At 60.0% G+C, this 26,633-nt stretch carries 29 protein-coding genes; 9 read left to right on the forward strand and 20 right to left on the reverse strand.

Features of this window, described 5'->3' with window-relative positions; genetic code table 11:
* Positions 1–5 precede the first annotated feature (5 nt).
* Entirely contained in the window at positions 6–236 is a 231-nt protein-coding gene (purS, locus tag BSF79_RS15950; RefSeq protein ID WP_090270814.1) for a phosphoribosylformylglycinamidine synthase subunit PurS, read from the reverse strand.
* Between the two features lie 92 nt (positions 237–328).
* On the reverse strand, positions 329–1,090 hold the full coding sequence (gene purC, locus BSF79_RS15955; protein ID WP_090270815.1) for a phosphoribosylaminoimidazolesuccinocarboxamide synthase: 762 nt from the start codon (positions 1,088–1,090) through the stop codon (positions 329–331).
* A 151-nt stretch (positions 1,091–1,241) separates the two neighbouring features.
* Here purC and BSF79_RS15960 point away from each other — a divergent pair, with 151 nt between their 5' ends.
* The 3 genes from BSF79_RS15960 to BSF79_RS15970 all read left to right on the forward strand — a co-directional run bounded on the left by BSF79_RS15960 (position 1,242) and on the right by BSF79_RS15970 (position 3,151).
* On the forward strand, positions 1,242–1,559 hold the full coding sequence (locus tag BSF79_RS15960; protein WP_090270816.1) for a DUF1476 domain-containing protein: 318 nt from the start codon (positions 1,242–1,244) through the stop codon (positions 1,557–1,559).
* Positions 1,560–1,745: 186 nt separating this feature from the next.
* The gene (gene bmt / locus BSF79_RS15965; protein ID WP_090270817.1) at positions 1,746–2,762 is read left to right on the forward strand and encodes a betaine--homocysteine S-methyltransferase; all 1,017 of its coding nucleotides are present in this window, start codon (positions 1,746–1,748) and stop codon (positions 2,760–2,762) included.
* Positions 2,763–2,860: 98 nt separating this feature from the next.
* Positions 2,861–3,151 carry a hypothetical protein gene (locus tag BSF79_RS15970; protein ID WP_090270818.1) on the forward strand — a complete coding sequence of 97 codons (291 nt, stop codon included), beginning with the start codon at positions 2,861–2,863 and terminating at the stop codon, positions 3,149–3,151.
* A 19-nt stretch (positions 3,152–3,170) separates the two neighbouring features.
* Here BSF79_RS15970 and BSF79_RS15975 read toward each other — a convergent pair whose 3' ends face one another.
* Entirely contained in the window at positions 3,171–4,259 is a 1,089-nt protein-coding gene (locus tag BSF79_RS15975; RefSeq protein WP_245776432.1) for a PA0069 family radical SAM protein, read from the reverse strand.
* 212 nt (positions 4,260–4,471) lie between these two features.
* Here BSF79_RS15975 and BSF79_RS15980 point away from each other — a divergent pair, with 212 nt between their 5' ends.
* Entirely contained in the window at positions 4,472–5,176 is a 705-nt protein-coding gene (locus BSF79_RS15980) for a corrinoid protein (protein WP_090270851.1), read from the forward strand.
* A 69-nt stretch (positions 5,177–5,245) separates the two neighbouring features.
* Entirely contained in the window at positions 5,246–5,887 is a 642-nt protein-coding gene (locus tag BSF79_RS15985; protein WP_090270820.1) for a DUF1638 domain-containing protein, read from the forward strand.
* A gap of 10 nt (positions 5,888–5,897) precedes the next feature.
* Here BSF79_RS15985 and BSF79_RS15990 read toward each other — a convergent pair whose 3' ends face one another.
* The gene (locus BSF79_RS15990; RefSeq protein ID WP_090270821.1) at positions 5,898–6,311 is read right to left on the reverse strand and encodes a SufE family protein; all 414 of its coding nucleotides are present in this window, start codon (positions 6,309–6,311) and stop codon (positions 5,898–5,900) included.
* A gap of 125 nt (positions 6,312–6,436) precedes the next feature.
* Here BSF79_RS15990 and BSF79_RS15995 point away from each other — a divergent pair, with 125 nt between their 5' ends.
* Positions 6,437–6,952 carry a hypothetical protein gene (locus BSF79_RS15995; protein ID WP_090270852.1) on the forward strand — a complete coding sequence of 172 codons (516 nt, stop codon included), beginning with the start codon at positions 6,437–6,439 and terminating at the stop codon, positions 6,950–6,952.
* Here BSF79_RS15995 and rnd read toward each other — a convergent pair whose 3' ends face one another.
* The 5 genes from rnd to BSF79_RS16020 form a co-directional block, all read right to left on the reverse strand.
* Complete coding sequence (rnd, locus tag BSF79_RS16000; protein WP_090270822.1) at positions 6,953–8,110, reverse strand: ribonuclease D; 1,158 nt, start codon at positions 8,108–8,110, stop codon at positions 6,953–6,955.
* A gap of 97 nt (positions 8,111–8,207) precedes the next feature.
* Positions 8,208–8,801: a phosphoribosylglycinamide formyltransferase gene (gene purN / locus BSF79_RS16005; protein ID WP_090270823.1), complete on the reverse strand. Its 594-nt coding sequence runs from the start codon at positions 8,799–8,801 to the stop codon at positions 8,208–8,210.
* Positions 8,798–9,844 carry a phosphoribosylformylglycinamidine cyclo-ligase gene (purM, locus tag BSF79_RS16010; RefSeq protein ID WP_090270824.1) on the reverse strand — a complete coding sequence of 349 codons (1,047 nt, stop codon included), beginning with the start codon at positions 9,842–9,844 and terminating at the stop codon, positions 8,798–8,800. Before purM ends, purN begins: the two co-directional genes overlap by 4 nt.
* A gap of 133 nt (positions 9,845–9,977) precedes the next feature.
* Positions 9,978–12,461, reverse strand: coding sequence for an ATP-binding protein (locus tag BSF79_RS16015; RefSeq protein ID WP_175545356.1), 2,484 nt, complete (start codon positions 12,459–12,461; stop codon positions 9,978–9,980).
* A 191-nt stretch (positions 12,462–12,652) separates the two neighbouring features.
* The gene (locus BSF79_RS16020; protein ID WP_139246469.1) at positions 12,653–13,171 is read right to left on the reverse strand and encodes a putative pterin-binding protein; all 519 of its coding nucleotides are present in this window, start codon (positions 13,169–13,171) and stop codon (positions 12,653–12,655) included.
* A gap of 192 nt (positions 13,172–13,363) precedes the next feature.
* On the opposite strand from BSF79_RS16020, the gene BSF79_RS16025 reads away from it, so the two are divergent.
* Positions 13,364–13,972 carry a response regulator transcription factor gene (locus tag BSF79_RS16025; protein ID WP_090270827.1) on the forward strand — a complete coding sequence of 203 codons (609 nt, stop codon included), beginning with the start codon at positions 13,364–13,366 and terminating at the stop codon, positions 13,970–13,972.
* Here BSF79_RS16025 and BSF79_RS16030 read toward each other — a convergent pair.
* From BSF79_RS16030 to BSF79_RS16045, 4 genes are all read right to left on the reverse strand, one after another.
* Positions 13,969–14,907, reverse strand: a complete 939-nt coding sequence (locus BSF79_RS16030; RefSeq protein WP_175545357.1) for a glucokinase — start codon at positions 14,905–14,907, stop codon at positions 13,969–13,971. The genes BSF79_RS16025 and BSF79_RS16030 overlap by 4 nt on opposite strands.
* A 94-nt stretch (positions 14,908–15,001) precedes the next feature.
* A complete protein-coding gene (locus BSF79_RS16035; protein WP_090270829.1) occupies positions 15,002–16,081 on the reverse strand; it encodes a methyltetrahydrofolate cobalamin methyltransferase in 1,080 nt (359 codons plus the stop codon).
* A gap of 3 nt (positions 16,082–16,084) precedes the next feature.
* Positions 16,085–17,014, reverse strand: a complete 930-nt coding sequence (locus tag BSF79_RS16040; RefSeq protein WP_090270853.1) for a methylenetetrahydrofolate reductase — start codon at positions 17,012–17,014, stop codon at positions 16,085–16,087.
* Between the two features lie 32 nt (positions 17,015–17,046).
* The gene (locus BSF79_RS16045; protein ID WP_090270830.1) at positions 17,047–17,352 is read right to left on the reverse strand and encodes a virulence factor; all 306 of its coding nucleotides are present in this window, start codon (positions 17,350–17,352) and stop codon (positions 17,047–17,049) included.
* Positions 17,353–17,602: 250 nt separating this feature from the next.
* On the opposite strand from BSF79_RS16045, the gene BSF79_RS16050 reads away from it, so the two are divergent.
* On the forward strand, positions 17,603–18,715 hold the full coding sequence (locus BSF79_RS16050; protein ID WP_090270831.1) for a Ppx/GppA phosphatase family protein: 1,113 nt from the start codon (positions 17,603–17,605) through the stop codon (positions 18,713–18,715).
* The gene (locus BSF79_RS16055; protein ID WP_090270832.1) at positions 18,715–19,473 is read left to right on the forward strand and encodes an RlmE family RNA methyltransferase; all 759 of its coding nucleotides are present in this window, start codon (positions 18,715–18,717) and stop codon (positions 19,471–19,473) included. Before BSF79_RS16050 ends, BSF79_RS16055 begins: the two co-directional genes overlap by 1 nt.
* Here BSF79_RS16055 and BSF79_RS16060 read toward each other — a convergent pair whose 3' ends face one another.
* The 7 genes from BSF79_RS16060 to BSF79_RS16090 form a co-directional block, all read right to left on the reverse strand.
* A complete protein-coding gene (locus BSF79_RS16060; protein WP_139246470.1) occupies positions 19,474–19,698 on the reverse strand; it encodes a hypothetical protein in 225 nt (74 codons plus the stop codon).
* A 96-nt stretch (positions 19,699–19,794) separates the two neighbouring features.
* Positions 19,795–21,207, reverse strand: a complete 1,413-nt coding sequence (locus tag BSF79_RS16065) for a 3'-5' exonuclease (protein WP_090270834.1) — start codon at positions 21,205–21,207, stop codon at positions 19,795–19,797.
* Positions 21,207–21,728: a hypothetical protein gene (locus tag BSF79_RS16070; protein ID WP_090270835.1), complete on the reverse strand. Its 522-nt coding sequence runs from the start codon at positions 21,726–21,728 to the stop codon at positions 21,207–21,209. Before BSF79_RS16070 ends, BSF79_RS16065 begins: the two co-directional genes overlap by 1 nt.
* A 53-nt stretch (positions 21,729–21,781) precedes the next feature.
* The gene (locus tag BSF79_RS16075) at positions 21,782–23,605 is read right to left on the reverse strand and encodes a DUF294 nucleotidyltransferase-like domain-containing protein (RefSeq protein WP_090270836.1); all 1,824 of its coding nucleotides are present in this window, start codon (positions 23,603–23,605) and stop codon (positions 21,782–21,784) included.
* A 121-nt stretch (positions 23,606–23,726) separates the two neighbouring features.
* Entirely contained in the window at positions 23,727–25,514 is a 1,788-nt protein-coding gene (locus BSF79_RS16080; RefSeq protein WP_090270837.1) for a sodium:solute symporter family protein, read from the reverse strand.
* A 5-nt stretch (positions 25,515–25,519) separates the two neighbouring features.
* Positions 25,520–25,792: a DUF4212 domain-containing protein gene (locus BSF79_RS16085; RefSeq protein ID WP_090270838.1), complete on the reverse strand. Its 273-nt coding sequence runs from the start codon at positions 25,790–25,792 to the stop codon at positions 25,520–25,522.
* Positions 25,793–25,850: 58 nt separating this feature from the next.
* Positions 25,851–26,534 (reverse strand): adenylate kinase, encoded by a 684-nt coding sequence (locus tag BSF79_RS16090; RefSeq protein WP_090270839.1) that lies wholly within the window; start codon positions 26,532–26,534, stop codon positions 25,851–25,853.
* Between the last annotated feature and the right edge of the window lie 99 nt (positions 26,535–26,633).

Here is a 26,633-nt window from a genome sequence, read left to right on the forward strand (position 1 = left end):
CCTGCTCAGCCAAGTTCGATACTGTAGCTTTCGATAACCGTATTCGCCAAAAGCTTTTCACACATGTCGCGCACCGTGGCTTCGGTTGTGCCCTCGGCCAGATCCAGCTCAATCACCTTGCCCTGGCGCACGCCTTGCACCCCGTCAAACCCCAGCGAGCCAAGCGCGTGGCGCACCGCCTCGCCCTGCGGGTCCAGAACCCCGTTTTTCAGCATCACGTGAACCCGTGCTTTCATTTGCGTCTCTCCGGTTTTTTCTTTCCGCGCAATCTGGCGCGGCCTTGTTCGATCGAGTGGATTGTGCCGCCCGGCGATGCCGAGCCTGGCTTTCAATTGATCAGCGTTGGTTTACCAATCGGGGTCGAGGTCTTGGGCATCACGCCCAGACGCCGCGCCACCTCGGTATAGGCATCCGTCAGGCTCCCCAGATCGCGGCGGAACACGTCCTTGTCCAGCTTCTGACCTGTTTCGATATCCCACAAACGGCAGCTATCGGGGCTGATTTCATCAGCCACAACAAGGCGTTGGAAATCACCCTCATAGACCCGGCCGATCTCGATCTTGAAATCCACCAGCTTGATGCCAACCCCGAACATGACCCCCGACAGGAAGTCATTTACCCTCAATGCAAGGCTCAGGATATCATCCATGTCCTGCTGGCTGGCCCAGCCAAAGGCCGCGATATGCTCCTCGGTGACCAAGGGATCGCCCAAAGCATCATCTTTATAATAGTATTCTATGATCGGGCGCGGCAGTTGCATGCCTTCCTCGACCCCAAGACGCTTTGACATGGACCCGGCCGCATAGTTGCGCACCACAACTTCAAGCGGAATGATCTCGCAGGAACGCACCAACTGTTCGCGCATGTTCAGCCGCTTCAGAAAATGCGTCGGCACGCCGATATTGTTCAGTCCGGTCATGAAATATTCTGACAGAAGATTGTTGAGCACCCCCTTGCCTTCGATCACAGCGCGCTTCTCGGCATTGAACGCGGTTGCGTCATCTTTGAAATATTGCACGATTGTGCCGGGCTCGGGCCCTTCATACAGGGTTTTTGCCTTGCCTTCGTATATTTTCTTGCGCCGTGCCATGGCCACTCCGTCGCTCTCCAGAGGCTGAGTCCTCTGGGCCTGCGTTGTCATAGTGCATGGGCAGCATTGTCGCAAGAGACGCCAGCCTCTTGCACCGCGCGCGCCATACGGGCATATCAGGGGCAACTGCAACGTCAGCCGAGGATCGAGAATGACCACCTTTGACGACCGCGAAAATGCGTTTGAGGCAAAATATGCCCACGACGAGGAAATGAAATTCAAAGCCGAAGCCCGCTGCAACAAGCTGCTGGGCCTCTGGGCGGCCGAACTGATGGGGCTTTCGGGCGACGAAGCGGCAGAGTATGCCAAGACCGTCGTGCGTGCCGATTTCGAAGAAGCCGGCCACGAAGATGTCGTCCGCAAGGTTGCCGCCGATCTTGGCGACAAATCCGATGCCGACACGATCCGTGCCAAAATGGCGGAACTTCTGCCGCTGGCCAAAACCCAACTGATGGGCGAAGCCGGATAAGCTGCGCCGCAGCTTATCGGATGTGACATCAAACAATACGCGGCGCTTTCGTGCCGCGTATGGCGCATTCTGAACACTCCCGTGCTCTGCACGGTTCATAATCATCCTGCATAGAATGAATTTGCCTCAACCAGGTAATCATGACAGGGAACCGGGCAAAAGCCGCAACTCCGTCAGGACAGATCAATGACCAACGCCCTTTCCCGCCTTCTGAAGTCCCGCGACTGGCTGATGGCCGATGGCGCGACCGGAACCAACCTGTTCAACATGGGCCTCAGCTCGGGCGACGCGCCCGAAATGTGGAACGAAGAGCATCCCGACCGGATCAGAAAGCTCTATAAATACGCCGTTGATGCAGGCAGCGACATTTTCCTGACCAACAGCTTCGGCGGAAACGCGTCGCGGCTGAAACTGCACGGCGCCGAAAAACGCGCCCGCGAATTGTCACGGATCAGCGCCGAGTTGGGCCGCGAAGTCGCCGATGCCTCAGGCCGCACCGTGGTTGTTGCGGGATCGGTCGGGCCGACGGGCGAGATTTTCGCACCGATGGGGCCGCTCACCCATTCCGCCGCCGTGGAAATCTTCCACGAGCAGGCCGAAGGCCTGAAAGAGGGCGGCGCCGATGTGCTGTGGCTCGAAACCATTTCGGCGGCCGAGGAATACAAAGCCGCGGCCGAGGCTTTCGCTCTGGCGGATATGCCTTGGTGCGGCACGATGAGCTTTGACACCGCCGGGCGTACCATGATGGGCCTGACCAGTGCTGCCATGGTTGCGATGGTTGAAAAGCTGCCGAATCCGCCGCTGGCATATGGTGCTAATTGCGGCGTCGGGGCTTCCGACCTGCTGCGCACCGTGCTGGGCTTTGCCGCACAGGGCGCAGAGCGCCCGATTATTGCCAAGGGCAACGCAGGCATTCCCAAATATCACGACGGCCATATCCACTATGATGGCACGCCCGAACTGATGGGCGAATACGCCGTACTGGCCCGCGACGCCGGGGCGACAATCATCGGCGGCTGTTGTGGCACCATGCCCGAGCACCTTGAAGCGATGCACAAGGCCCTCTCGACCCGCCCGCGTGGCCCGCGCCCAACGCTAGAGCAGATCACTGCCGTGCTCGGCGGCTTCTCCTCCGCCTCGGACGGCACCGGCGATGACGAAGGCCCTGCGCGCCGCACCACCCGGCGCGGTCGCCGTAGCTAAGACGCCACCGCGCACCCTTTGATCCCGATCAAAGCGGCGCGCCCTCCTTCAGCTAGACTCATCTTAGCAGACACTTCTGCAATGAGAGGAGCCTTCAGATGGATCATATTGCCGTGCTGCATGCCCTGCACGCGTGGGGAACTGCCGATAGAGAACAGCGCAATGCTTTGCTGATTCAAATGGGCGTCCCCGCAGAAAAGCTGCGCAACGCGCCCGATTATTACGATAGCTGTATGGATATGTGCGCCGAAAAAGAGATGGAGGCAACGAATGCCTGCCTCGAAAAATTCGGCGACGACGACGAAAAACTACTGAAATGCGCCGAAAAAGTCACCAAACGCCTGACCCGCTGCTACGAGGGTTGCGACAAGATGCTCGAAGGTGACTGACTGAGGAGGGCCTGAGCCGCTAAAACAGGCTCATCTGATCCCCCGATTTTGGCGGCACCCTGAACAGATCGCAGCGCAAAAGCGGTTGCGGCTGATCCAACCTCAGCCGCCGCGCTGCGAGTTTGAACCGCGCTCCGATCATCTCGGCATAGCGCCCCTCGCCTCGCATCCGGCGCCCCCAGCGCGCGTCATAGTCCTTGCCACCGTGCATTTCGCGCAGCCGCGCCATCACCCGCGCCGCCCGGTTTGGGTAGTACTCGGCCAGCCAATCCTGAAACAACGGCGACACTTCGCGCGGCAACCGCAGCATGATCCAACTCGCCGACCCCGCCCCTGCGGCCTTGCCCTCCTCCAGCAGCGCTTCGGTCTCGTGGTCGCTCAGCCCCGGTACGATCGGCGAGGCCATCAACCGCACCGGCACGCCTGCGCCACTCAGCGTCCTGATCACCTCGAACCGCCGCGCAGGCGATGGGACTCTTGGTTCCATCCGCCGCGACAATACGGGGTCCAGCGTCGTTACCGAAATACCGACCCGTACCAGCCCGTCGCGCGCCATCTCGGTCAGAATATCCAGGTCCCGCTCGATCAGAACCCCTTTGGTGACAATTGCCACCGGGTGCCGAAAGGCGTGTAGCACCTTCAGGCAGGCGCGCGTGATGGCATAGTCGCGCTCGATCGGCTGATACGGATCGGTATTGGTGCCAATCGCCAGTGGTGCCACCCGATAGGCCCGGCTTGACAGCTCACGCGCCAGAACCTCCGGCGCGTCAGGGCGTGCCACCAGTCGGGTTTCGAAATCCAACCCCGGCGACATCCCCAGATACGCGTGGCTGGGCCGCGCAAAACAATAGATGCACCCGTGCTCGCATCCCCTATAAGGGTTGATCGAGCGATCAAACGGCAGATCCGGTGACCGGTTATAGGTGATGATCCGCCGCGGCACTTCGATCCGCACCTCGGTGCGCACAGGCGCACGCTCTTCCTCGATATCCCAACCGTCATTCTCTGGCTCGTGCGCCAGCCGCTCGAACCGGCCCGCCGCATTGCTTCCCGCGCCCCGCCCGCGCCGCAGATCCTTTGCCACCGGATATGACCGCTCACTACTCATTTCGCCAGATGAGAACATAAAGCGAACAATTGCAAGCTGGGTCACAATGAAAATGAAGATTTTTCAATGCCGTTTCCCGGCAATACCGACTATAGGTCGGAACCGAAGCCAGTCCTGTCGCAATCCGCCAAGTGCTTTGGCAGCGAATTGACGAAATCTGGCAAAGAGACAATCAGCTGCGGCCCGCCCGCACCAGCCAAGGAAACGCGCCCATGTCGGAAGACCAAGACGACATCATCCTGTCCGAACTCGACGACGATGAACTTGTGCCACAAATGTTTGACGATCTTTACGACGGCTTGCGCGAAGAGATCGAAGAAGGCGTGACCATCCTGCTTGGCCGTGGCTGGACCCCCTACGACGTGCTGACGAAGGCGCTCGTCGGCGGCATGACCATCGTCGGCAACGATTTCCGCGACGGTATCCTCTTCGTCCCCGAGGTGCTTCTGGCGGCCAACGCGATGAAAGGTGGCATGGCCATCCTCAAACCGCTTCTGGCCGAAACAGGCGCGCCGCGCGTCGGCAAAATGGTGATCGGTACCGTCAAAGGCGACATCCACGACATCGGCAAGAACCTTGTCGGCATGATGATGGAGGGCGCCGGGTTCGAAGTCGTCGACCTGGGCATCAATAACTCGGTCGACGCCTATCTTGATGCGCTCGCGGCCGAAGACGCCGACATTCTGGGCATGTCCGCGCTACTGACAACCACGATGCCGTATATGAAAGTCGTGATCGACACGCTGATCGAAAAAGGCCTGCGCGAGGACTATATCGTGCTGGTCGGTGGTGCGCCGTTGAACGAAGAGTTTGGCAAAGCCATCGGCGCCGATGCCTATTGCCGCGACGCGGCGGTTGCCGTGGAAACCGCCAAAACCTTTGTCGCCCGCAAGCACAATTCCGGCGCACAGGCTTAACTGCTCTGGCCTGACCGCTCAGGCCCGGCCCGCTTCGGCGGGCCATTCCGTTCAGCGGCGAAGGACCGGATGAACCTGCCAAGCGACGATATGCTGACCACCCAAGGCTTGCTGCTGGATCATACCAGCGGCAAAGTCCTTCTGATCGGCTGCGGCGCGCTTGCGCGTGAAATCCTTGATCTGAAAGCGGCCAACAATTGGAGCCACTTGGACTTAGTATGCTTGCCCGCGATCCTGCACAATCACCCCGAAAGAATCACGCCAGCCGTGCGCGCCGCCATCGAAAAGCATCGCAGCACATATGCCCGGATTTTTGTCGTCTATGCCGATTGCGGCACCGGCGGGCAGCTTGAAGCCCTGTGCCATGATATGGGCGTCGATATGGTCGCAGGCCCGCACTGCTATAGCTTTTTTGAAGGGAATGAAAAGTTTGCCGCCAATAGCGAAAGTGACTTCTCAGCCTTCTATCTGACCGATTTTCTGGTCCGACAATTTGATGCCTTCGTGTGGAAACCGCTGGGCCTTGATCGCCATCCACAGCTGCGCGAGATGTATTTCGGAAATTACACCAAACTTGTTTATCAGGCGCAAACCGATGATCCGGCCCTGACGGCCACGGCCCGTGACTGCGCCGCCCGGCTGGGGCTGGCGTTTGAGCGGCGCCTTACCGGCTATGGCGACCTAAAAGCCAGCCTCGCCGCGCTGCGCTAGGGCGTATGCCTCAGATGGCGGCCTCTGCCGCAACCATTCGAATTCGCTCGACCATCGCCCGCACCCCGTTCGACCGCTGTGCCGACAGATGCTCATTTAAACCCAGCCGCCCCAGCTCTGCCGGAGCATCCACCTTGCCGACCTCGGCCAGCGGCAGATCGGCGTAAAGCGCGTGCAGGACCGCAATCAGGCCGCGCACGATCAGCGCATCGCTGTCGCCATCAAAGCTGAAGCGTCCGGCCTCGATCCGCGGATGTAACCAGACCTGACTGGCACAGCCCTCAACCTTGGTCGAGGGCACTTTAAACGCCTCGTCCAGCGGCGCCATCGCCCGGCCAAGCTCGATCACATGGCGATACCGGTCCTCCCAGTCGTCCAGAAACTCGAAATCCTCGACAATCGCTTCGAATGCCTCTGTCGCCATGATCTATCCTTTCGCTCGCTTGCCTTCAGTTAGGCAGGCCCGGCACAAAGGTCCAGCCCCGCTTGCGTCTTTTCAAGCCCGCCCGGATAGGGTAACCCGATGGGGAAGTGACAAAGGCGGATGTGATGCGGACAACCCTTTCGGCCCTCTTGATTTCGACCCTAGTGGTCTCTGGCTGCGGCGCGGCGCGCGAGTCGCGGTTGAACCCATTCAACTGGTTCGGGCGCAGCCAATCCACCCCCACCACGGTTGCCTCAGAGCAAACGGCCAATCCGCTGATCCCGCAGAGCAGCAAGCTCAAACGCAAAGACCTGCCGTATCAGGGGCAACTCGTGGATCAGGTTTCCGATCTGGTGATCGAAAAGGTGCCCGGCGGCGCGCTGGTGCGTGTGACCGGGGTTTCCGCCGCGCAAGGCGCCTTTGATGTACGTCTGATAGCGCAGAACGGCGGCAAGCCGGACGATGGCGTACTCAGCTATGAGCTGCGCGCTCTGCAGCCTGCCTACCGTCGCCCTGTCGTGGGCCCCGCTGCCGGGCGCACTGTAACAGTGGCGCGCTTCCTCAGCGAGGAAACGCTGATCGGCGTCAAAACCATTCAGGTGGTCGGCAACCAGAACGTCCGCAGCAGCCGTCGCCGCTGATCAAAGCTCGACGATGCGGACATCCTTGCCCTTGGCGGCCAGCGCAATCCGGCCGTTGCACAGCCGCAGCGCATCCTCGCCAAACACTTCGCGCCGCCAACCGCTCAGTGCCGACACTTCGCGCACCCCCGCCGCAATTGCATCCAGATCCGAGGCCGATGCAATCAGCTTAGACGCCACCCCCGAACTTTCGGTCTTGGCCTTCAGCAGCACCCGCAGAAGATCTGCGAGCGCCGGATTGACTTGAAGCTTGTCTCGGCTGGTATCGGGTCGCGGCATCTGATCCGCCGGGCATTCGACACCGGCCTTGATTGCCGCCAGAATACCATCCGCAATCTCGCCCCGACGCGCCTCGCGCAACAACAACCGCGACCGCCCCAGATCCGTGAGTGTCAGCGGCTTTGTCGAAGCCAGTTCGACCAGCGCATCATCCTTGTACACTCTGCTGCGCGGGACGTTGCGCGACTGGGCAAAATCCTCACGGAACCGCGCCAGTTCACGCACGATGGCCAGAAATTTTCCCGATGTTGTCCGCGTCTTAACGCGCTGCCAAGCATCTGCTGGGTTGATTATATAGGTGTCTGGATTGGTCAGAATCCTGATCTCTTCCTGCACCCATTTCTCGCGGTTGTTCTTCTTCAGCTGCGCCGCCAGATATTCATAAACGCTGCGCAGATGCGTCACATCCGCCAAGGCATAGGTTTTCTGTGCTTCAGTCAACGGACGGCGCGACCAATCCGTAAACCGCGATGTCTTGTCGACGCTCTCCTTGGCGATCTTACGCACCAGAGTCTCGTACCCGACCTGCTCGCCGAAGCCACAAACCATTGCTGCGACTTGCGTGTCGAACAATGGTTCGGGAAACACCCGCGCATCAACATAGAAAATCTCAAGGTCCTGCCGCGCGGCATGAAACACCTTCACAACCGAGGTGTCGCGAAACAGCTCGTACAGCGGCTCAAGCGACAGCCCGTCGGCCAGAGGATCAACCAGAACCGCACCATCATCGGTGTCGCCGGGCATGGCCAGCTGGATCAGGCAGAGCTTGGAATAATACGTGCGTTCGCGCAGAAATTCCGTATCGACCGTTACATAGTCATGGGTGCGGGCCTCTTTGCAGAAACCGGCAAGTTCGTCCGTCGTTGTGATTGTGATCATATGCCGTTGTTTTTCGTGTTTTTTGCTTTGGGGCAGTCATATGCGGCCTGTTCTACAGACATACGCCATAGTTTCCGCCAATGCAAAGCACTCTGCGTCAACTCAGTTGCAACGGCGTCAGATTGCCCCGCACAAAGCGCTCCAGCACCGCCGGATATAACCGATGCTCTTGCACCAATACCCGCGCTGCCAAGGTGTCAGGCGTGTCGCCCTCTAGGATCGGCACGACGGCCTGTCCAAGGATCGGCCCGTCATCCAACGCGGGCGTGACGAGGTGCACGCTGCATCCGGCCTCAGTCTCTCCGGCCTCAAGCGCGCGGGCGTGAGTGTGCAGGCCTTTGTATTTGGGCAATAACGAGGGGTGGATATTTAACATCCGCCCCTCCCAACGCCGCACAAACCCTTCGGTCAGCACGCGCATGAACCCAGCCAGGCAAATCACATCAGGTGCCGCCTCTTCCAGACGCGCCTGCAGTACGGCTTCGAACGCGGGGCGATCCCCCTTGAAGGGACGGTGATCCACCGCCATCACCGGCACGCCCAATGCGGCAGCCTTGGCCAGACCGCCCGCTTCAGGGTCGTTTGACCCCACCAATACCGGCCGCGCAGGGTGGTCGCCCACCATGCTTTCGACCAGCTTGATCATATTCGACCCACCGCCTGAAATCAGGATCGCAACGCGGGTTGTCACACCAGAGACCCAGTGTAAGCCACGCCTTCGTCACCCGTCACCGCGCCCAAAACAAATACGCGCTCACCTGCCGCTGTAAGAAGGCCGCTCAACGCTTCGGCGCGCTCCGCATCGACCACAAGAATCATGCCGACGCCACAGTTGAAGGTCTTGAGCATTTCGGCCTGCGCCATGCCGCCTACTTGCCCCAACCAAGCGAAAACGCCCGGCAGGTCCCAGCTGTTCAGGTCGATCGTGGCGCCCATGCCCTCGGGCAGAACCCGCGGCAGGTTTTCGGTCAGCCCGCCACCGGTGATATGTGCCAGCGCATGGACGCCCCCGGCGCGTACCGCCTCAAGCGCCTGCGTCACATACAGGCGTGTCGGCGCAAGCAGCGCCTCACCCAAGGTACCCTCATCCCAAGGGCAGTCAGTGTCCCAGCTCAGCCCGGATACCTCGACCAGCTTGCGCACAAGGCTATAGCCGTTGGAATGCACACCGTTGGACCCAAGGCCCAAGAGAACATCGCCCGGTGCAACACCCGCGGGCAAATCTGCACCGCGCTCCATCGCACCCACGGCAAAACCCGCAAGGTCAAAATCGCCATCGTGGTACATGCCCGGCATCTCGGCCGTCTCGCCGCCGATCAACGCACAGCCGGATTGCGCGCAACCCTCAGCGATGCCCTCGATGATCCGCGCTGCACTGTCCAGTTCAAGCTTGCCGGTGGCGAAGTAGTCGAGGAAGAACAACGGCTCGGCGCCTTGGCACACCAAGTCATTGACGCACATAGCAACCAGATCAATGCCGATCGTATCGACATTGCCGGTGTCGATGGCGATCCTCAGCTTGGTGCCAACCCCATCCGTGGCCGCAACCAAAATCGGATCGACATATCCCGCGCCTTTCAGATCGAACAGCGCGCCAAATCCGCCCAGCCCCGACATCACGCCGGGCCGTGCAGTGCGCTTGGCGGCAGGCTTAATCCGATCCACAAGCGCATTGCCTGCGTCAATATCCACACCCGCATCCGCATAGGTCAGACCGTTCTTACCAGAGCTCATGACATTTCCCCGATGATTTTGCGCCCCCGATAGACCAACGCGCGCGCCGAGTCCACGCCCACATGCCTCAACCACCTGCCAGCGACAGCAAAACGCTGAAGGATGCCACCGTCTCGGCCACGACGGGGTAAAATTAGAGGGCGGATTGCTGTTCGCGGAATTCGGAAATACCCAGCTGAGTTTCATCCCACAGCATTTGAAGAGGCTCCACCCACGGCTTGATATCAACATCCGTGTCAACGCGCAGACGCTTTTCCATGTGTGACAGCGTATTGCGCAGGCGACGGGCGCCAATCATTGCCGCCGATCCGGAAAACGCGTGCACCATATCAAGCACTTCGTCCGGCGAAAGCGCATCCGCGCGGTCAAGGTCCGCGACAAATTCGTTGCCCTGATCCAGAACCCCTTCCAGCATACGGTCGGCCTTAACCGGCCCGATCATCCGCACCAACTGCAAAAGAACGACAACATCCACAGTGACCCGATCAGAACTGCCTGACCACTCGGCTGCATTTCCCGTCAGGACACGGCGCAAGTTATTGCGGCTAATGGGCTTTGGCACCACATCATCAATCCCCACCTCGCGGTAAAGCCCAGCATCGCGATCCATCACATGTGCGGTCAAGGCCACAATCCGACAATTCATCGAGGCCCCGGAGACGCGAATCCGGCGTGTGGCTTCGATCCCGCCCATAATCGGCATGTTGATATCCATCAGAATCAGATCGAACAGTTCAGCCTGTGCCACCGTGACACCCTCAAGCCCGTCGACGGCCTCAAACACCTCATGGCCATCGCGCTCAAGCATCTCACGCAGAATGAACCGGTTGGTCGGGTTGTCCTCGACCAGAAGAACACGCAGAGCACGCCCCAGTTCCAGAGGATGTTCATCCTCGACCTCGGCGACCAAATCGTCAGGATTTACCTGTGGCAAGCTTAGCGTGACCCAGAACAGGCTTCCCTCGCCGTGAATACTTTCCACGTCGATGGTGCCGCCCATGGCCGAAATCAGGCGTTTGGTAATGCCAAGCCCGAGTCCCGTCCCTTCGGTTTGTGAATGAACCCCACAGTCCAACCGCACGAAGTCGTCGAAAATCCGCGTCTGCTCCTGTTCGGCAATACCGACGCCAGTATCGGACACATGAAATTCCAGAACCTGCGATCCGCCTTGATCAATGGGGCCGACGCTGGCTAAAAGCGTGATATCTCCGTTCTCAGTAAACTTGATCGCATTCCCAAGAAGATTGGCCAAGACCTGCCGCAATCGCTGCACGTCGCCAGAGAACCAGCCCAGCGGTGTCTCTGGCCTGCTCAAGCTCAGGCTGTTGCCGCGCCGCTGTGCTGATGGCCCCATGGCCGCAATCAGCTCAGCCAGCATCGTGTCGAGATCAAAGGGCGCGTTCGAGAGCTTGACCCCGGCCGCTTCAATTTGTGTTATGTCCAACACATCATTCACATGATTCAGAAGGATCTGCCCGGACGTCTGCAATAAGCTCAGATAATGGGCATCCTCCCGCCGACCCGGCGCATCACGCATCAATTCCACGATGCCCAAGATACCATTCAGAGGCGTGCGCATTTCGTGGCTCATCACAGCCAGAAATCGCGATTTCGCGCGATCACCGGCCAGCGCCCTGTCGCGCGACGTTTTCAGGGTACGCTCGGAATCAAGACGGGTCGTGATGTCACGCAGGAAATACACGACGACTTGCCGTGACCGAATGCGCGCAATCCCCTGCGAAACCTCAACCGGAAATTTGTGGCCGTCGGCTCCAAGCCCCAGAAACTGCCGTCGCGTCGGCCCGGGTTCCAGCTGCATTGGCAACTGTACTGCAGTGCCGTCGGGGTTGCTCAAAAACTCGCTCAGCGTCCGCCCAAGCGCCTTATCGCGCGACATGGCAAGGATCTGCTCCGCCGCCGGATTAAACTCCATGATGTGCCCTGCCTCGTCCGTCACGACGATCGCGTCGGGCGAGGTTGAGACAATCGTGGAAAGTCGCGCACTGGTCTGCCGGTTGTCCCGCGCGCGGCGCTTGTTCTGGACATAAAGCCGGAAGAACAGCAGCGCCAAACCGGCCAGCGATGCAAAAAGCACCGAAGACACCACCGTTAACTGCTTCAGAACGGCAGCCACCTCTTCGCGTTTACGCTCGCCCTGCGTCGCCAACAGAAAATTGCCGTTGGTTGATATCTGCCGCACGATTGGCCTAAGGGCTTCCACGCGCCGGGACAGCCCGTCAGCGATTGGCATCAGCATACCACCGGAGTCATCAATCATCTTCGCGATGCGTCGATTTTCTGACGCAATATCAGACAGAGCATCCAGATTTCCGATACGGCGGATTGACTCGCGATATATCGGGCTTTGCAACAACGTATCAACACGGCTGTAGAATACATTGAACCTGCGGCGCAGATTGATCGCGCCCACATCGCCCTTTCGAAACAGTTCGAGTACAGCCATATCCAGTTCAAGGAACTCGACCTCAAGCTGGGTTACGGTCCAAATCGCGTTGTCCAGCCGCGCCGAGCGCAACTCCTCAAGTCTTGACGAAATCTGAAGCCAAAGCTGAATCGCCAGCACCAGCGAAAGCAGCACGCCAAAGACAAGCAGCACTGCCTGTCCCCATTTTCTGCCCAGGCGAGTCACCTTCGGCCACATTCGGCGTGCCTCCTGTTGATGCATCGCGGCAGGTTAATGTGTTTTGTCGCGCTCCTGAATCGATAAAACGCCAAAATCCAGGGAATTTTCGTGCCGAAACAGTAAAATTGCGGTGAGTGTGCGGGGATACCCGGCCTTGGATCGACTCAGCGGCCGACTTCGATGCGATCCATCTGCCAAACACTCAGAGCGAAGACGGTTTCCGTTTGAAACCTCAAATCCCTGTCGTACGGGAAGACCATCCAGAGCGGCCCCTTGTCCCGTGCAGACATCGGGGCTCCATTGCGTTCATACGCAATAAGCGCGTCGCTTTCATCCACTTCGGCCACCGGAATGTCGATCAGATATTCGTTCAAGGCGCTCAGCGTAAGAACACCCTCCGTCACGTCCAGAGCGCCGAGCAAATCCTTCAACCACACGCCCTGAAAATGCTGCGTGCCCTCGGACCAGATTGTCGTGGTGAAAAATCCAGAGCGGGGCAAGGCCATCAGATCCGCCATCGTGAGCGCGCGTGCGGCACGTGCGCTTCCGTCTTCGAAGGTGACCTGTAACACCACATCTAGAGCCGTCGGGCACGGCTCCGCTTGCCGATCCGTCGCCCCTGCCCCCCCTGACCATGCCAACAATGCCGTAAAGCATGCCAGTATTGTCCACAGCTTTACCATATCACCGCCCCCGATCACTACGAGCGCACTATGGTCGAAACCGGACAAACAGGTCCATAGCCCTATCCCTCCGTATAGGTTACATAAGATGTGTTCGGGGCGCCCGAGCGGTCGAATATTTGCAATCTTCTAACCTTGCGACCCACTTTCGGTTTGTCTCTTCCCCATGTGCTGATTTATTGAGCGGTTGCCATGACCAGACTTCTTATCGCAGACGACCATGAACTTGTGCGCGAAACCATCGCTGCATATCTCGCCGAAGCTGGACAGCTTGAAGTCATTCAGTCGGCTGATCTGGAGGATGCATTGGTGCGCCTGGCGTCAACCGGGCCGGTTGATCTGGTGCTGCTTGATTACACAATGCCCGGAATGAGCCTGCCCGAGGGGGTGCACAGGGCAATTGACGCAAATGCCCCCAATCCGGTGGCTCTGCTGTCCGGCACCGCCTCGCCCGACACCGCGCGCCGGGCACTTGCGGCGGGGGCTGCGGGGTTTCTGCCAAAAACAATGGCACCTGAAACGCTTATCACAGCCGTGCGGCATTTGCTAAATGGTGGCACCTATGCGCCGCAACAATTTCTCGAATCCGATCAGAAGAATCGCAAGAACCTGCACCTGACACCGCGCGAGCTGGATGTGTTGCGGGGGATTTGCGAGGGCAAAGCCAACAAAGAAATTGCCCGCGATCTGGAAGTGCAGGAGGTCACAATCAAGCTGCACGTCAAAACGCTATGCCGCAAGTTGAATGCGCGTAATCGTACCCATGCGGCGATGATCGGTCGGGATCTGGATCTGCTCTAGGACTGCATCAACCGTTGGGCACAGCCCAGCAACGCCAATTGTGGCACTGTCACTTCGGAAATCGTGATCGACTTGTGGATCGAGGCATATGGCCCGCCGCGATGGAAAGATGTGGCAAACCCCGTGCGGTGCAGGATCGAGGCGATGGCGCGCCCAACGCCCCCGGCCAGAAAAATCCCCCCAAAGGGCAGATGGATCAGCGATAGATCGGCGCAGTAGCGCCCCAGATATCGGCCAAACAGATCAACAGCGCGGGTCGCTGCAAGGTCTTGCCCGGTCTCAAAGTTGCCAAGGATCGCGGGCGCTTTGGCCGCGTCTTTGCCGCCAAAGAAGCGATACAGCCGCTCCAACCCCGGACCGCAAAGTGCGGCTTCGACCGGGCAATGGCCCAGCTCAGCACGGGCGAAGTCGCAAAACGCCAGGTCGATGCTGTCGTGAGCCGACAGCGCAACATGCCCGCTTTCTGAGGGCGGAACAAACACGCCAGTCCTGGTCATATGAGCCACTGCGGCGTTAATGCCGGTGCCGGGGGCCACGATCAGGCGCGGGGCGGCTGTGGGCACGTTTTTTGCGCCAGCCAGAATGGTGTGTTGGTCTTGCCCACCCAAACCATGAAGCGCATGAGCCATGGCCTGCAGGTCGTTGAGAAGGATGGTGTTTGATGCTCCTGTCAGCGCGGTTACCGCAGCAGATTCTATCCGCCACGGGGCATTGGTCAATTGTACGGCACCGTCCTGAACCGGGCCTGCAGCGCCCAAACAGACGGCCGACACCGATGAAAGATCAAGCGCGCGCAGGTAGCCCGTCAGCATTGACGAGAAATCCGCATGGTCGCGATTGGCCATCACCCGCATACTGTTGCCAAGCAGGTGGCCATCCTGCGCAAGCGCAAGCCGCGTATTGGTGCCTCCGATATCGCCCACCAACGCTGTCATGTACGTCCTCCCTGCCCTGTCTCTTTCTATCGCGGGGGCAGACAAAGAAAAAGGCCGCGCAGATGCACGGCCTTTTGTCACACCGACAGGTTGGTCAGCCGCGACGACGACGCCCCCCGGCGCGACCACCACGACCGCCCTCTTCGCCCGGCTTGGCAGGCGCGCGGTTGAAGCGGATCCATTCGGCCCCCGATGCATCATTGTCGGTCAGGAAATTGGCTGCCCGGATCGCCTCCATTTCCTTGCCTGCGCGGGGTTTGGTGCTGCCCAACCCGGTTAGCTGGCAAAACAGTTCCAGATCGATGTCGTCGGGCAGGATGATCCCGGCGGCGGCAAGCTCCAGCTTGCGCTCTTCGATCTTGGCCATCGGCACCGGCAGGGCTACCGGGTTCATGATGGCCGAGGTCATGCCTGCGGTCATCGCCATCGGCAGGAACGCATTGTTGATACCGTGACGGTTTGGCAGGCCGAAGCTGATGTTCGACGCGCCACAGGTGGTATTCACGCCCAGCTCTTCGCGCAGACGGCGCACCAGTGCGAAGACCTGCAAGCCCGCAGTGCCCATTGCACCGATCGGCATGACCAGCGGATCAACCACGATGTCATGCGCGGGAATGCCGAAATCGGCGGCGCGCTGAACGATCTTTTTCGCCACTTCAAAACGCACGTCGGGGTCTTCGGAGATACCGGTATCGTCGTTGGAGATGGCCACAACCGGCACGTTGTATTTCTTGACCAGCGGCAAGACCAGCTCCAACCGCTCTTCTTCGCCTGTCACCGAGTTCAGCAACGGGCGGCCTTCGCAGGCCTCAAGCCCGGCCTGAAGCGCACCGGGAACCGAGCTGTCGATGCACAAAGGCACGTCAACGATGGCTTGCACCCGCTCAATCAGCTCTTTCATCAGCGGCGGCTCGACAAAGTTGTTGTCGGCATAGCGCGGGTCTTCACCCATCTTGTTGGAAAAAACCGCGCCCGAGTTAATATCCAGCACCGTGGCCCCGGCTGCAACCTGGGCGATCGCGTCTTTTTCTACAGTGGAAAAATCACCCATCTCAAGCTCGGCAGCAAGCTTCTTGCGGCCGGTCGGGTTGATCCGCTCGCCGATCACGCAGAACGGTTGGTCAAAGCCGATGATGGCGGTTTTGGTTTTCGATTCAACGATGGTGCGGGTCATGAATTATCCTTGTTGGCTGGCCGGAACGCCTGAAGCGCCGCCATGTTGGGTGGCCCAGGCGGCGTTGGTCTTGATACCGCCAAGAGGAAAGAAATGCACGCTTTCGATGTTAAAGGCCAGGTTGGCGGCTTTGTGTGCGGCCAGTTCAGCAACCACATCGGTGGGTTCATACGGCAGCAGCAGCTTGGACACGTCCATCGCGCGCTTTTTCAGCACGTTCAGCGAGGGACCAACACCGCAGGCGATGGCAAATTTGATTAGCGTTTGCAGTTTGGCTGGCCCAGCAATGCCGATGTGAATCGGCAGGTCGATGCCTGCCGCCGCAAGGCCGTCGGCCCATTTGATGATCGGCTTCGCATCGAAGCAGAACTGCGTGGCCAGTGCCATCTGCGCATCTGTCGTGGCAGAAAATGCCTGCTTCCAGCGCAGCGCCTCCATCACCAACGTATCACCGCCGTCAGCATCAATATCGCGGTTGCCCTCTGGGTGGCCCGCCACGTGCAGGCGCGTGAACCCGGCTTTGTCGAACAGGCCAGTTTCCATCAGTTGCATCGAGCAATGAAATTCGCCGACCGGCTGTGCCACGCCTCCGGCCAGCAGCAGCGCCTGTTTCACATCCGCCTCGCCCTGATACCGCGCGATCCAGTCCGCCAGCGTGGTCTTATCCTTGATGATCCGCGCCGGGAAATGCGGCATCACTGTAAAGCCATCAGCGGCCAGGCGCTTGGCCGTGGCGACCATGTCCTCGATCGGGGTGCCGTCGATATGGGCGATATAGACGCGGGTGCCCGCAGGCAGCAGATCGCGAAAGTTATCAACCTTTTCAGCGGTGCGCGGCATCACCTCGATCGAATAGCCATTCAGGAAAGCCTCGACCTGAGCACTTGCGGGTTTCACCATGTCGTCGCGTTTGCGGAAATTCAGCAGAGCCATCATGGCCTCCCATAAAGCAGCGGTGCGCGGGGTCATTCAGACGCCGCCCACCCATCATTGGCGATCAGGGTCTTTAGGCGGTCCTGATCGTATTCGGCCTCCAGCTTTGCGGCTTCGGCCAGAACGATCTCGGATTGGTCACCATCAACGACATAGGGCGCAGCTTTGCGCCATTCCGCCAGATAGTCATCGGTGTCGGCGGCGCCTGTTTTCATGGCAGCGCGGTCGATTGCCTGCTCAAACCGCTCGTGCAGTTGCTTTTTGGCGCCACGACGGCCTTTGCCGACGATCACCTGCGCGGGAATGTCCCGCCAATACACGATAGTCACGTCAGGCATTCGATGATTCCCTTTGATCGCTCAGTCCATCTCTAATCCAGCCCGTTTGCGACATATGGGCGGATTTCGACAACTCGGCCACATCCAGCGACCAATTCCCAGTATCCGCTTGTATCGGTTGACCCGCCCTAAGGGCTATGGGGGCTGATTGGAAAAATCCTCATCATCAACATGAGCGCAGCGGCAACGCTTGCACGGGCGCCCAGTTACCACTACCTTGTGGGTAACTCGAAAATGGAGGGCGTGACTGATGACGCCCAAGCGTCCCAAAGGTGCGGGCGCGTTCCCGAAACCGGTTGAGAGCCCCGCGCCCAATACACCGGACCCAGCCGAACTGTATGCCGCGCTGGATCTGGGCACTAATAGCTGCCGCATGCTGATTGCCCAACCCAAGGGCAGCCAGTTTCATGTGGTGGACAGTTTCTCTAAATCCGTCCAGCTTGGATCGGGTTTGGAAAGCACGGGCCTATTGGGTCGGGCGTCGATGGGTCGTACCATTCAGGCGCTGCGCATCTGTCAGCAAAAGCTGAAGCGGCACAAGGTGCAGCGGATGCGTCTGGTGGCAACAGAAGCGTGCAGACGGGCCGAAAATGCCGGCGATTTCATTCGGCAGGTTCGGCGTGAAACCGGGTTACAGCTTGAGATCATCCAACCCGAGGAAGAAGCTCGGCTGGCGGTGATTTCCTGTGCGCCCTTGGTCAGCACAAGAACCGAACAACTGTTGGTGGTTGATATTGGTGGCGGCTCGACCGAGCTGGTGTGGATCGACCTGACTTCGGTGCCGAACCGCGAGCGCCCGCGCGCGATCATGCGGCTGCATGCCGGGTTTCACCCCGCCGAAAGCCCGTTTCCCGCAGCCAAGGTCGTGGACTGGATCTCGGTGCCCTTGGGGGTGGCGACATTGCGCGATCAGTTCAACGATGTTGAGGATGACGCTGCCCGGTTTGCGCTGATGAGTTGGTTTTTCGAGGAAAACCTGGCCGAGTTCACGCCGTACAAGGACGAACAGACCCGCGAGGGGTTCCAGATTGTCGGCACCAGCGGCACCGTGACCACTGTGGCGGCCTCGCATCTGGGGCTGAAACGGTATGACCGGACGAAGGTGGACGGGCTGCGGATGACCTCGGATCAAATTGACAAGGTGATCCGGGGGTATTTGAATCTTGGCCCCGCCGGACGCCGCCGCGACCCGCGCATTGGACAGGACCGGCAAACGCTGATCATGTCGGGCGCGGCCATTCTTCAGGCCTTGTTGCGCTGCTGGCCCACAGATCGCTTGTCTGTGGCGGACCGTGGCCTGCGCGAAGGGCTTTTATATGCACAAATGAGCGCTGATGGCGTTCTCGAAGACGGACCTTTCTGATGAACGACAAACCCTCCTCCGGCAAAACCCCTTCGGGGAAAACGCCTTCGGGCAAGAATATCTCGGGCCGCGGACAGCGCGACCTCAAGGTTCAGGTGAAATCTGCCCGTGGGCGCAAGCTCAGCTCGACCCGCTGGCTGCAGCGGCAACTGAATGACCCCTATGTCAAACGCGCCAAGATCGAAGGCTATCGCGGACGTGCGGCCTTCAAGATCCTCGAGCTAGACGAGAAGTTCCGGTTTCTGGTCCCCGGTGCGCGCATCGTCGATCTGGGCTGTGCCCCCGGCGGCTGGTGCCAGGTGGCGGTCAAACGGGTCAACGCGTTGGGCGAAAAGCCGGGCAAGAAAATCGGCACCATTCTTGGCGTCGATCTGCAAGAGGTTGAGCCGATTGCAGGCTGCGAAATTCACCAACTGGATTTCATGGACGAAGGCGCCGATGAACAGGTCAAGGAATGGCTGGGCGGCAAGGCCGATGTGGTAATGTCCGACATGGCGGCGTCGTCGTCAGGGCACAAACAGACCGACCATTTGCGCATCATCTCGCTTTGCGAGGCGGCGGCCTACTTCGCCTTTGATGTGCTGGAGGACGGTGGCACATTCGTCGCCAAGGTTCTGGCCGGTGGTGCCGAGGGCGATCTTCAAAAGCTGCTCAAGCTGAAATTCACCAAGGTGATGAACGTCAAGCCGCCGGCGTCGCGCTCGGACAGTTCGGAAAAATTTGTGGTCGCCACAGGATTTCGCGGCGACGACGCCTGACTACAGGATCGCCCGGCCAGCGGCGGCAAGACCTGCCACCGGGCGCAAGGACTGAACTGCTGACCGCGCCAACAAATCAGCGGTGGCAACGGGCAGCGGCATATCGCGACCGGTCCCCTCGCGGATGGTGCCAAGGTTTTGTTGGCGGATCAGTTCAAACAGCCGCATATGGCGCGCCAGCGCCTGCGACGGGTCAAGTGGCGGCTTCATAGCTGGCTGTAACATCGGGGTATGCACTCCTGCTCGTTCCTAGGATACGGCAGAGTATGGCCTAAAATTGCGGCAGGATTGGCACAGAACTATAGCATTCCGCAGACATTGTCAGTTGAGGTCTTCCAGTAGCCGACCATGGCGACGCATTTCGGTCAGGATGCCGCCAAAGGTTCCAATCCCGCGCGCCTCCAGCATTGGCAACATCTTGCACAGGACCTCGGCGGTGGCACGCGCATCGCCCATCGCCGTGTGGCGCTGCGCGGCGGGGATGGTCACGCCCAGCCTGTCGCACAACGCATCCAGCGTGTGGGTCTGGCTGGCCCCAAACAGCACAGCCGACACCAGAACCGTATCCAGAATCGGATGATCCCAACTCAGCCCCATCCGCTTACTGTGCCGATGCAGAAAAGCCATGTCGAACGGCGCGTTGTGTGCGACGATCACAGCATCCTGCGCAAATTGGTGAAATCGCCGCGCCGCCACGTCGATCGTCGGTGCCCCCTGAACCATCGCCTGCGTGATCCCGTGTACTTTGGTAGACACGACCGGGATCGGAATTTGTGGATCGACCAGCATGTCGACCTTCTCACCCGCAACAATACGACCCCGAACGATCCGTACTGCGCCGATTTGAACGACTTCGTCCTTGTGCGGCAGCAGCCCGGTGGTTTCTGTGTCGAATACGGCGAAGACGAGATCCGACAGAAGCTTGTCGTCCGCCGAGGTGCCAGAGGCCTGTTCGAGCAGGTCGAAATCATAGATCAGAGGCCGGGCGGTCTCGGGTGAAATCATCGCTGCGGCCTCGTCGATCATCAACATGTAGCCCGCGCCATTTTCCAGCGGCTTCATCCGCGCGGTATAGGTCTGCTGCCCATCGGCCCCCGACATTGTGAAGCTGATCTCGCGGCCAAAGCGTACGGCACTGGCCCAAGCGCGCTCGACTTCAGTCGGATCGAAATAGTCGAAGATCGAGGCATTCAGGCGCGGGGTGTGGACCTGCGCCAACACCGCCGCCGCCTGCCCATCGTAAAGCACAATACGATGCGCCGGGCTGATCAGGATGATGGCCACCGGAATATCCGTCAGAAGGGCCGTCAGTCGGTCACGCTCAAGCGCAAGCCGGGCGGTTTCACTGGCCACGGTCGCGGCAGTGGAGGTGGCACTTTCGCTCAACTGGCGGCCCACGGCGTCGGCTGCCGGGGCCAGATCGCCCAGATAGCGCGTCGCCTGCATATCGATGGCCGTCGCGCCGTCAGTATGGGCACGCACCCGCATGTCGGCGGCCAGCCGTTCAATCGGCTTGGCAAGGTTTTCATCGAACAACAGCCAGACGCCAGCCGTCAGTCCCAGCACCCCGAACACCGACAAGACAGCCACAAAGACAAAGGCCGAAGTCATATCCCCCGACTGCGCCCGACCATACCCGACCCCCAGCGCGCCCAGCACAATGGCCACGGCCCCCAGCCCCAGAAAGGCAAAGAACAGAAAGACCCGCAGGCGAAGGCTGAGCCGGGCCAGCATCAAGTGGCCTCGCAGACAATCTTGAACGCGGGGTTGTCAGCCGCGACCGGAGCCCAATCGGCATCGGTGACAGCACCGGTCGCGTCAAACTCGGCACCATCAATAAGCTGTGCCTGTCGCTGCCCCGCGCAATCGATCAGAACAGGCAACTTGTTCACCGGGGCCCAGCGGCCAAAAAACAGCAAGTCCACAATGCGCTGACCGGGCACCGAAGGGTTGCTACGCAGGCTGGCCAGATCGACCGCCATGAACCGCTCGACAAAGGGCCAGGCATAGGTCCAGGGGCGATAAATCGCTTTGCTCTCGACGGTTTGGGCGACCACGATACCGCCCGGCAGGTTGGCGGTTGTGCGGCCATACCAGCTGTATTCATTCGAGATTGTTGCTGCGATCATTGCGGCACCGGCGCCCACCGGCACCAGCCAGCGCGGCAAACGCCCGCTCAGGCCTTTGTTCAACAGCATGACGATACCAGCCCCGGCCACGCCTGCGATAAAGGTCGCAATCAGTTCCAGAAACATTTTCCCTCCTCCTCCTGCCGCCTGAATGGCGACATTTATTACAGTGGCAGATGCTAGCCTATCATGCCCCGCCCATGCCCCGCAGCCGATTGCAGAGTTTTAACCACGACAAAGGCGTTGCGCAGATGGCTGCGTTCGAAATCCGACAGCTCGGCCAGCGGCATGAAGTTATCCGGAGGTGCGCCGCGTTTGACCTGGTTCGCCTGATGCAACAGTCGGGTTTCGGCGATCAGGTCATAGGCATCGAGCAGATCACGCCCACCAGACGTGCTCAGCGCCCCTGCCCCGCTTGCCGCCTCGATCCGGGCACGAGTATTGACGGCCTCAAGCCGCCCCTGCAACGCATAGATCCGCCCCAAATCAACCACCGGCACCACACCGTTGTGTTTCAGATCAAGTGTATCTTTGTGCTCGCCCGACCGGATTGTGGCAAAGCCGCGCAGCAGGCCCAGCGGTGGCGTGTGCTTCAGCGAATTGCTGAGCATATGGGCGACGAAGATCGAATTGCCACTCGCAGCCTTGAGGGTCGCTGCTTGCAGGTCGTCAAACAGCTCTGCGTTCCCGCCGATCGGACGCAAGTCGAACATGACGCTGGCCAACATTTGCGCCATCGGGTCCGGTGTGGCGATCCAGCTGCGGAAATAGTCGCGCCAGACGCGCAGCGGTTGGCACCAACGCGGGTTTGTCGCCATCATGTCACCGGGACAATAAACATAGCCGCAGATGTGCAGCCCATCACTGACGAATTTCGCCAGCGCATGGAAATAGGGCATGTCGGCCTGTGTCACCGCATCGTCAAGGAACAGGCAGTTGTCCTGATCCGAAACGCCAGTTTGCTCCTGCCGTCCCTGACTGCCGCAGGCGAGCCAGAGATAGGGCACGGGCGGCTTGCCCAGCTGCGCCTCAGCCAGCGTCAGCAGGCGGCGGGTGGTGGTGTCTGCAATGTCGGTGATCAGGCGCGTCACGACCTCGTGGCGGCTCCCTGCGGCGACCAGTTGCACCAACAGCCGCGGGATGCGCGCAGTGACCCGCGCCATATCCGCGGCCGTACTGGCGCGAGCAATTTCCGATACAAGCTCGGCAGAGGAGACAGCCTGAAACCGGGTCAGATCAGTCTGGGTGACAATGCCCACCAGTTTGCCGCCCTCGCACACCGGGATGTGGCCGATATGCTGCTCCATCATCGCGTGCAGCACGTCCGACCCAATGGCACTCGGGCCAAGCGTGAGTGGCGCTTTGGTCATCAGCCGTGCCACCGGCGTGGTCAGCGGCAGCGCATCGGCCAGCACCTTGTTTGACAGGTCGCGGATGGTCAGGATGCCGATCAGCGACGCCCCATCGGTGACGCACAGCGAAGATATCCGGTGATCGCGCATCAGCCGTGCGGCCTGTTGCACGGTCGCGTCAGCCGCGCAGGTGACAGGATTGCGGGCCATCAGGGTTTCGACCTTGATCGTACTCAAGTCATTGCTGCGCGGTTTGTCGGCGCGCGAGCGGTCGAAGAATCGGCGCACGGCAGCGTGCTCGGCCCGCAGCGCAATGAAGGCAGGCGTCGGCAGAAGCAGAAGATCGCTGTCTTGGGTTGCGGTGGCGGTGGTCGCTGCCAGCCCGTCGCGCAGCAGCCCGCGTTCGCCGAAGCTGTTGCGCACCCCCAGCAGCGACACCGGCACATCATTGGCATCGCGAATTTCGATCTGACCGTGGTGGATGAGATACAGCCCCTCGAGCGGCTCGCCCAGAGTATAGACGCGGTCGCCCGCAGCGACCCGGCGCAGACGCAGCGTTGCCGCCAGCGCATCGCGGGCCTGGGGCGGCAGCACATCATAGGGATGCACCGACGACAGAAATCTGTGCAGATCAGGCAGGCGCGTCGGCATTGTCCCCTCCGGTCAGGCATAAAATGCGGCGTGATTTAAACGCCGCCTTCCGCCCGAGCGTTTCAGGCGGAAGGGAAAGGATCAAGGGGCGGGCACGTTTTCGCACCCGCCCCGATGAGATTTAGTGGTCCTGAGCCGCTCCAGCGCCCCGCGGCACACGCACGCTTTCGACCAGTTCTTTGATCTCTTGCGGCGTGTCCTCGGTTGCGTTGGAAACGACATAGGCAACGATGAAGTTCAGCGCGGCCCCAACGGATCCGATGGCAGTGGACTGAATGCCCAGAAGTGATCCATCAACTGTATCGGCAAAGCTGTTGGTGCCCGGAATGAACAACCACCCCTTGTGCAGGAAGATATAAACCAGCGTGAAGATCAGACCGGTCAGCATCCCTGCCACGGCACCCTTGTTGTTGATGCGGGTCGAGAAGATCCCCATCATCAACGCCGGGAAGATCGACGCCGCCGCCAGACCAAAGGCCAAGGCCACCGTCTGCGCCGCAAAACCCGGGGGGTTAAGACCCAGATAGGTCGCCACAGCGATTGCCACCGCCATCGACACACGCGCCGACATCAGCTCGCCCTTTTCCGAGATGTTCGGGTTAAGCTGACCCTTGATCAAGTCATGCGCGACCGACGAAGAGATCGCCAGCAACAGGCCCGCCGCCGTGGACAAAGCCGCCGCAAGACCACCCGCCGCAACCAGACCGATCACCCAACCCGGCAGGTTGGCAATTTCGGGGTTGGCCAGAACAAGGATATCCCGGTTGAACTTGGTCAACTCGTTGCCCTGCCAGCCGTTGGCTTCCGCCTTGGCCTGCATGGCGGGGTTCTTGTCGTTATAGTACTGGATCTTGCCGTCGCCGTTCTTGTCTTCAAAGCCCAGCAGGCCGGTTTTTTCCCAGGTTTCCATCCAGCCGTATTTCTCATCCGACTTGATGGTTTCCATCGACACGGCGTCGCCGTTGGTGCCATTCGGCCACATCAGCTCGGTGATGTTCAGACGTGCCATGGCGCCAACCGCCGGAGCCGTCAGGTACAACAGCGCGATGAACACCAAGGCCCAGCCAGCCGACCAACGCGCGTCGGACACTTTGGGGACTGTGAAGAAGCGCATGATAACATGCGGCAGACCCGCGGTACCGATCATCAGCGACAGCGTGAACAGAACCATGTTCAGCGTATCCCCGTGGTGGCCGGTGTAGCTGCTGAATCCAAGCTCGGTCACGATCTGGTCAAGCTTCAGCAACAGCGAAGTGCCAGACGCCTGGTGATCGCCAAACAGGCCAAGCGCCGGAATCGGGTTGCCCGTCAGTTGCAGCGAGATAAAGATCGCCGGGATGGTATAGGCCATGATCAGCACGCAGTACTGTGCCACCTGAGTATAGGTCACGCCTTTCATGCCGCCGAAAACGGCATAAGCAAACACGACGCAGGCCCCGATCAGCAGACCGGCTTCATTCGAGATTTCCAGAAAGCGGCCAAAGGCCACGCCGACGCCGGTCATCTGACCGATCACATAGGTGGTCGATGCAACCACCAGACAGATCACGGCAACCATGCGCGCGGTTTTCGAATAGAAACGGTCGCCGATGAATTCCGGCACGGTGAACTTGCCGAACTTGCGCAGATATGGCGCCAGCAGCAAAGCCAGAAGTACATAGCCGCCGGTCCAGCCCATCAGGTAGGTCGAGTTGTCATAGCCGACGAACGAAATCAGACCCGCCATCGAGATGAACGAGGCGGCAGACATCCAGTCAGCAGCGGTGGCCATACCGTTGGTGACGGGGTGAACCCCGCGGCCGGCGGCATAGAATTCTGCGGTCGACCCGGCGCGAGCCCAGATCGCAATGCCGATATAGAGCGCGAAAGATGCGCCCACAAACAGCAGGTTAAGGGTAAACTGATCCATGTTTCTTATTCCTCCTCGACGCCGAATTCACGGTCCAGCTTGTTCATGCGCCAGGCGTAAAAAAAGATCAGCGCCAGAAACACCAAAATGCTGCCTTGCTGAGCAACCCAGAAGCCCAAATCACTGCCGCCGATCATGATGCCCGACAGGGCCGGACGCAGTAGAATACCAAAGCCAAAGGGCACGATCGCCCAGATGACCAGACTGATCAGAATGATGCGCACGTTGGCCGACCAATAGGCCTGATCCCCTGCGCTCGTGGTGTGTTTTTCCGCCATTGCGGTCCTCCTCTTCCTCCTGTGCCCGACCGGATGTCTCGCGGCGGGGCGGTGACACTTACGCCGTCGCCTGTTTGGCGATGACTGCAAGATCTTGGGCAATCGCATCAATCGCGCCCATGGCGTCGATGCGTCGCAAAACGTCCTGCCCGCCATAGTAGGCGATCAGGGGAGCCGTCTGAGCGTGATAAGCCTCAAGCCGCTGACTGACGGTTGCGGCGTTGTCGTCGGCACGCCGCTTCATCTCAGTGCCGCCGCAGTTGTCACAAATGTCCGACTGCATCGGCGGCTTGAACGCATCGTGATACCCTTCGCCGCAACGACCGCAGGTGAACCGGCCTGAAATCCGGTCCACCATGGCGGCGTCATCGACCTCAAGACTAATGGCGGCGTTGATTTTTTGGCCGGTGCTGGCAAGAAGTCCGTCCAGTGCTTCGGCCTGTACCGTGGTACGTGGGAACCCGTCCAAAATCACACCTTTCGCGCAATCCGGCCCGGCAAGGCGGTCACGCAGGATAGCGACAACGATGTCGTCGCTCACCAGACCGCCCGCCTCCATTACCGCTTTGGCAGCTTTGCCAGCCTCGGTGCCTGCCGCCACCGCGGCGCGAAGCAGATCGCCGGTGCTGAGCTGAACCATGCCAAAACGCTGTTCCAGCATTCGGGCCTGCGTGCCCTTGCCAGCCCCCGGCGGGCCCAGCAGGATCAGAACAGCAGGGGTGGGTGTACTTGTCGCATTCATTGCCGTTACCCCCTATTCATTCTGTTTTGGATCAGGTCGTTGACGACGGTTGGATCTGCGAGTGTTGAAGTGTCTCCGAGTGCCGCGTAGTCGTTTTCA

It is taken from the genome of Thalassovita taeanensis (assembly GCF_900110775.1).
GTDB classification, from domain to species: Bacteria; Pseudomonadota; Alphaproteobacteria; order Rhodobacterales; family Rhodobacteraceae; genus Litorimicrobium; species Litorimicrobium taeanense.

Coding starts and splice junctions, on each gene's coding strand:
- purS (WP_090270814.1), bottom strand. CDS start 236: ATGAAAGCACGGGTTCACGTGATGCTGAAAAACGGGGTTCTGGACCCG.
- purC (WP_090270815.1), bottom strand. CDS start 1,090: ATGGCACGGCGCAAGAAAATATACGAAGGCAAGGCAAAAACCCTGTAT.
- BSF79_RS15960 (WP_090270816.1), top strand. CDS start 1,242: ATGACCACCTTTGACGACCGCGAAAATGCGTTTGAGGCAAAATATGCC.
- bmt (WP_090270817.1), top strand. CDS start 1,746: ATGACCAACGCCCTTTCCCGCCTTCTGAAGTCCCGCGACTGGCTGATG.
- BSF79_RS15970 (WP_090270818.1), top strand. CDS start 2,861: ATGGATCATATTGCCGTGCTGCATGCCCTGCACGCGTGGGGAACTGCC.
- BSF79_RS15975 (WP_245776432.1), bottom strand. CDS start 4,259: ATGAGTAGTGAGCGGTCATATCCGGTGGCAAAGGATCTGCGGCGCGGG.
- BSF79_RS15980 (WP_090270851.1), top strand. CDS start 4,472: ATGTCGGAAGACCAAGACGACATCATCCTGTCCGAACTCGACGACGAT.
- BSF79_RS15985 (WP_090270820.1), top strand. CDS start 5,246: ATGAACCTGCCAAGCGACGATATGCTGACCACCCAAGGCTTGCTGCTG.
- BSF79_RS15990 (WP_090270821.1), bottom strand. CDS start 6,311: ATGGCGACAGAGGCATTCGAAGCGATTGTCGAGGATTTCGAGTTTCTG.
- BSF79_RS15995 (WP_090270852.1), top strand. CDS start 6,437: ATGCGGACAACCCTTTCGGCCCTCTTGATTTCGACCCTAGTGGTCTCT.
- rnd (WP_090270822.1), bottom strand. CDS start 8,110: ATGATCACAATCACAACGACGGACGAACTTGCCGGTTTCTGCAAAGAG.
- purM (WP_090270824.1), bottom strand. CDS start 9,844: ATGAGCTCTGGTAAGAACGGTCTGACCTATGCGGATGCGGGTGTGGAT.
- BSF79_RS16020 (WP_139246469.1), bottom strand. CDS start 13,171: ATGGTAAAGCTGTGGACAATACTGGCATGCTTTACGGCATTGTTGGCA.
- BSF79_RS16025 (WP_090270827.1), top strand. CDS start 13,364: ATGACCAGACTTCTTATCGCAGACGACCATGAACTTGTGCGCGAAACC.
- BSF79_RS16030 (WP_175545357.1), bottom strand. CDS start 14,907: ATGACAGCGTTGGTGGGCGATATCGGAGGCACCAATACGCGGCTTGCG.
- BSF79_RS16035 (WP_090270829.1), bottom strand. CDS start 16,081: ATGACCCGCACCATCGTTGAATCGAAAACCAAAACCGCCATCATCGGC.
- BSF79_RS16040 (WP_090270853.1), bottom strand. CDS start 17,014: ATGGCTCTGCTGAATTTCCGCAAACGCGACGACATGGTGAAACCCGCA.
- BSF79_RS16045 (WP_090270830.1), bottom strand. CDS start 17,352: ATGCCTGACGTGACTATCGTGTATTGGCGGGACATTCCCGCGCAGGTG.
- BSF79_RS16050 (WP_090270831.1), top strand. CDS start 17,603: ATGACGCCCAAGCGTCCCAAAGGTGCGGGCGCGTTCCCGAAACCGGTT.
- BSF79_RS16055 (WP_090270832.1), top strand. CDS start 18,715: ATGAACGACAAACCCTCCTCCGGCAAAACCCCTTCGGGGAAAACGCCT.
- BSF79_RS16060 (WP_139246470.1), bottom strand. CDS start 19,698: ATGTTACAGCCAGCTATGAAGCCGCCACTTGACCCGTCGCAGGCGCTG.
- BSF79_RS16065 (WP_090270834.1), bottom strand. CDS start 21,207: ATGCTGGCCCGGCTCAGCCTTCGCCTGCGGGTCTTTCTGTTCTTTGCC.
- BSF79_RS16070 (WP_090270835.1), bottom strand. CDS start 21,728: ATGTTTCTGGAACTGATTGCGACCTTTATCGCAGGCGTGGCCGGGGCT.
- BSF79_RS16075 (WP_090270836.1), bottom strand. CDS start 23,605: ATGCCGACGCGCCTGCCTGATCTGCACAGATTTCTGTCGTCGGTGCAT.
- BSF79_RS16080 (WP_090270837.1), bottom strand. CDS start 25,514: ATGGATCAGTTTACCCTTAACCTGCTGTTTGTGGGCGCATCTTTCGCG.
- BSF79_RS16085 (WP_090270838.1), bottom strand. CDS start 25,792: ATGGCGGAAAAACACACCACGAGCGCAGGGGATCAGGCCTATTGGTCG.
- BSF79_RS16090 (WP_090270839.1), bottom strand. CDS start 26,534: ATGAATGCGACAAGTACACCCACCCCTGCTGTTCTGATCCTGCTGGGC.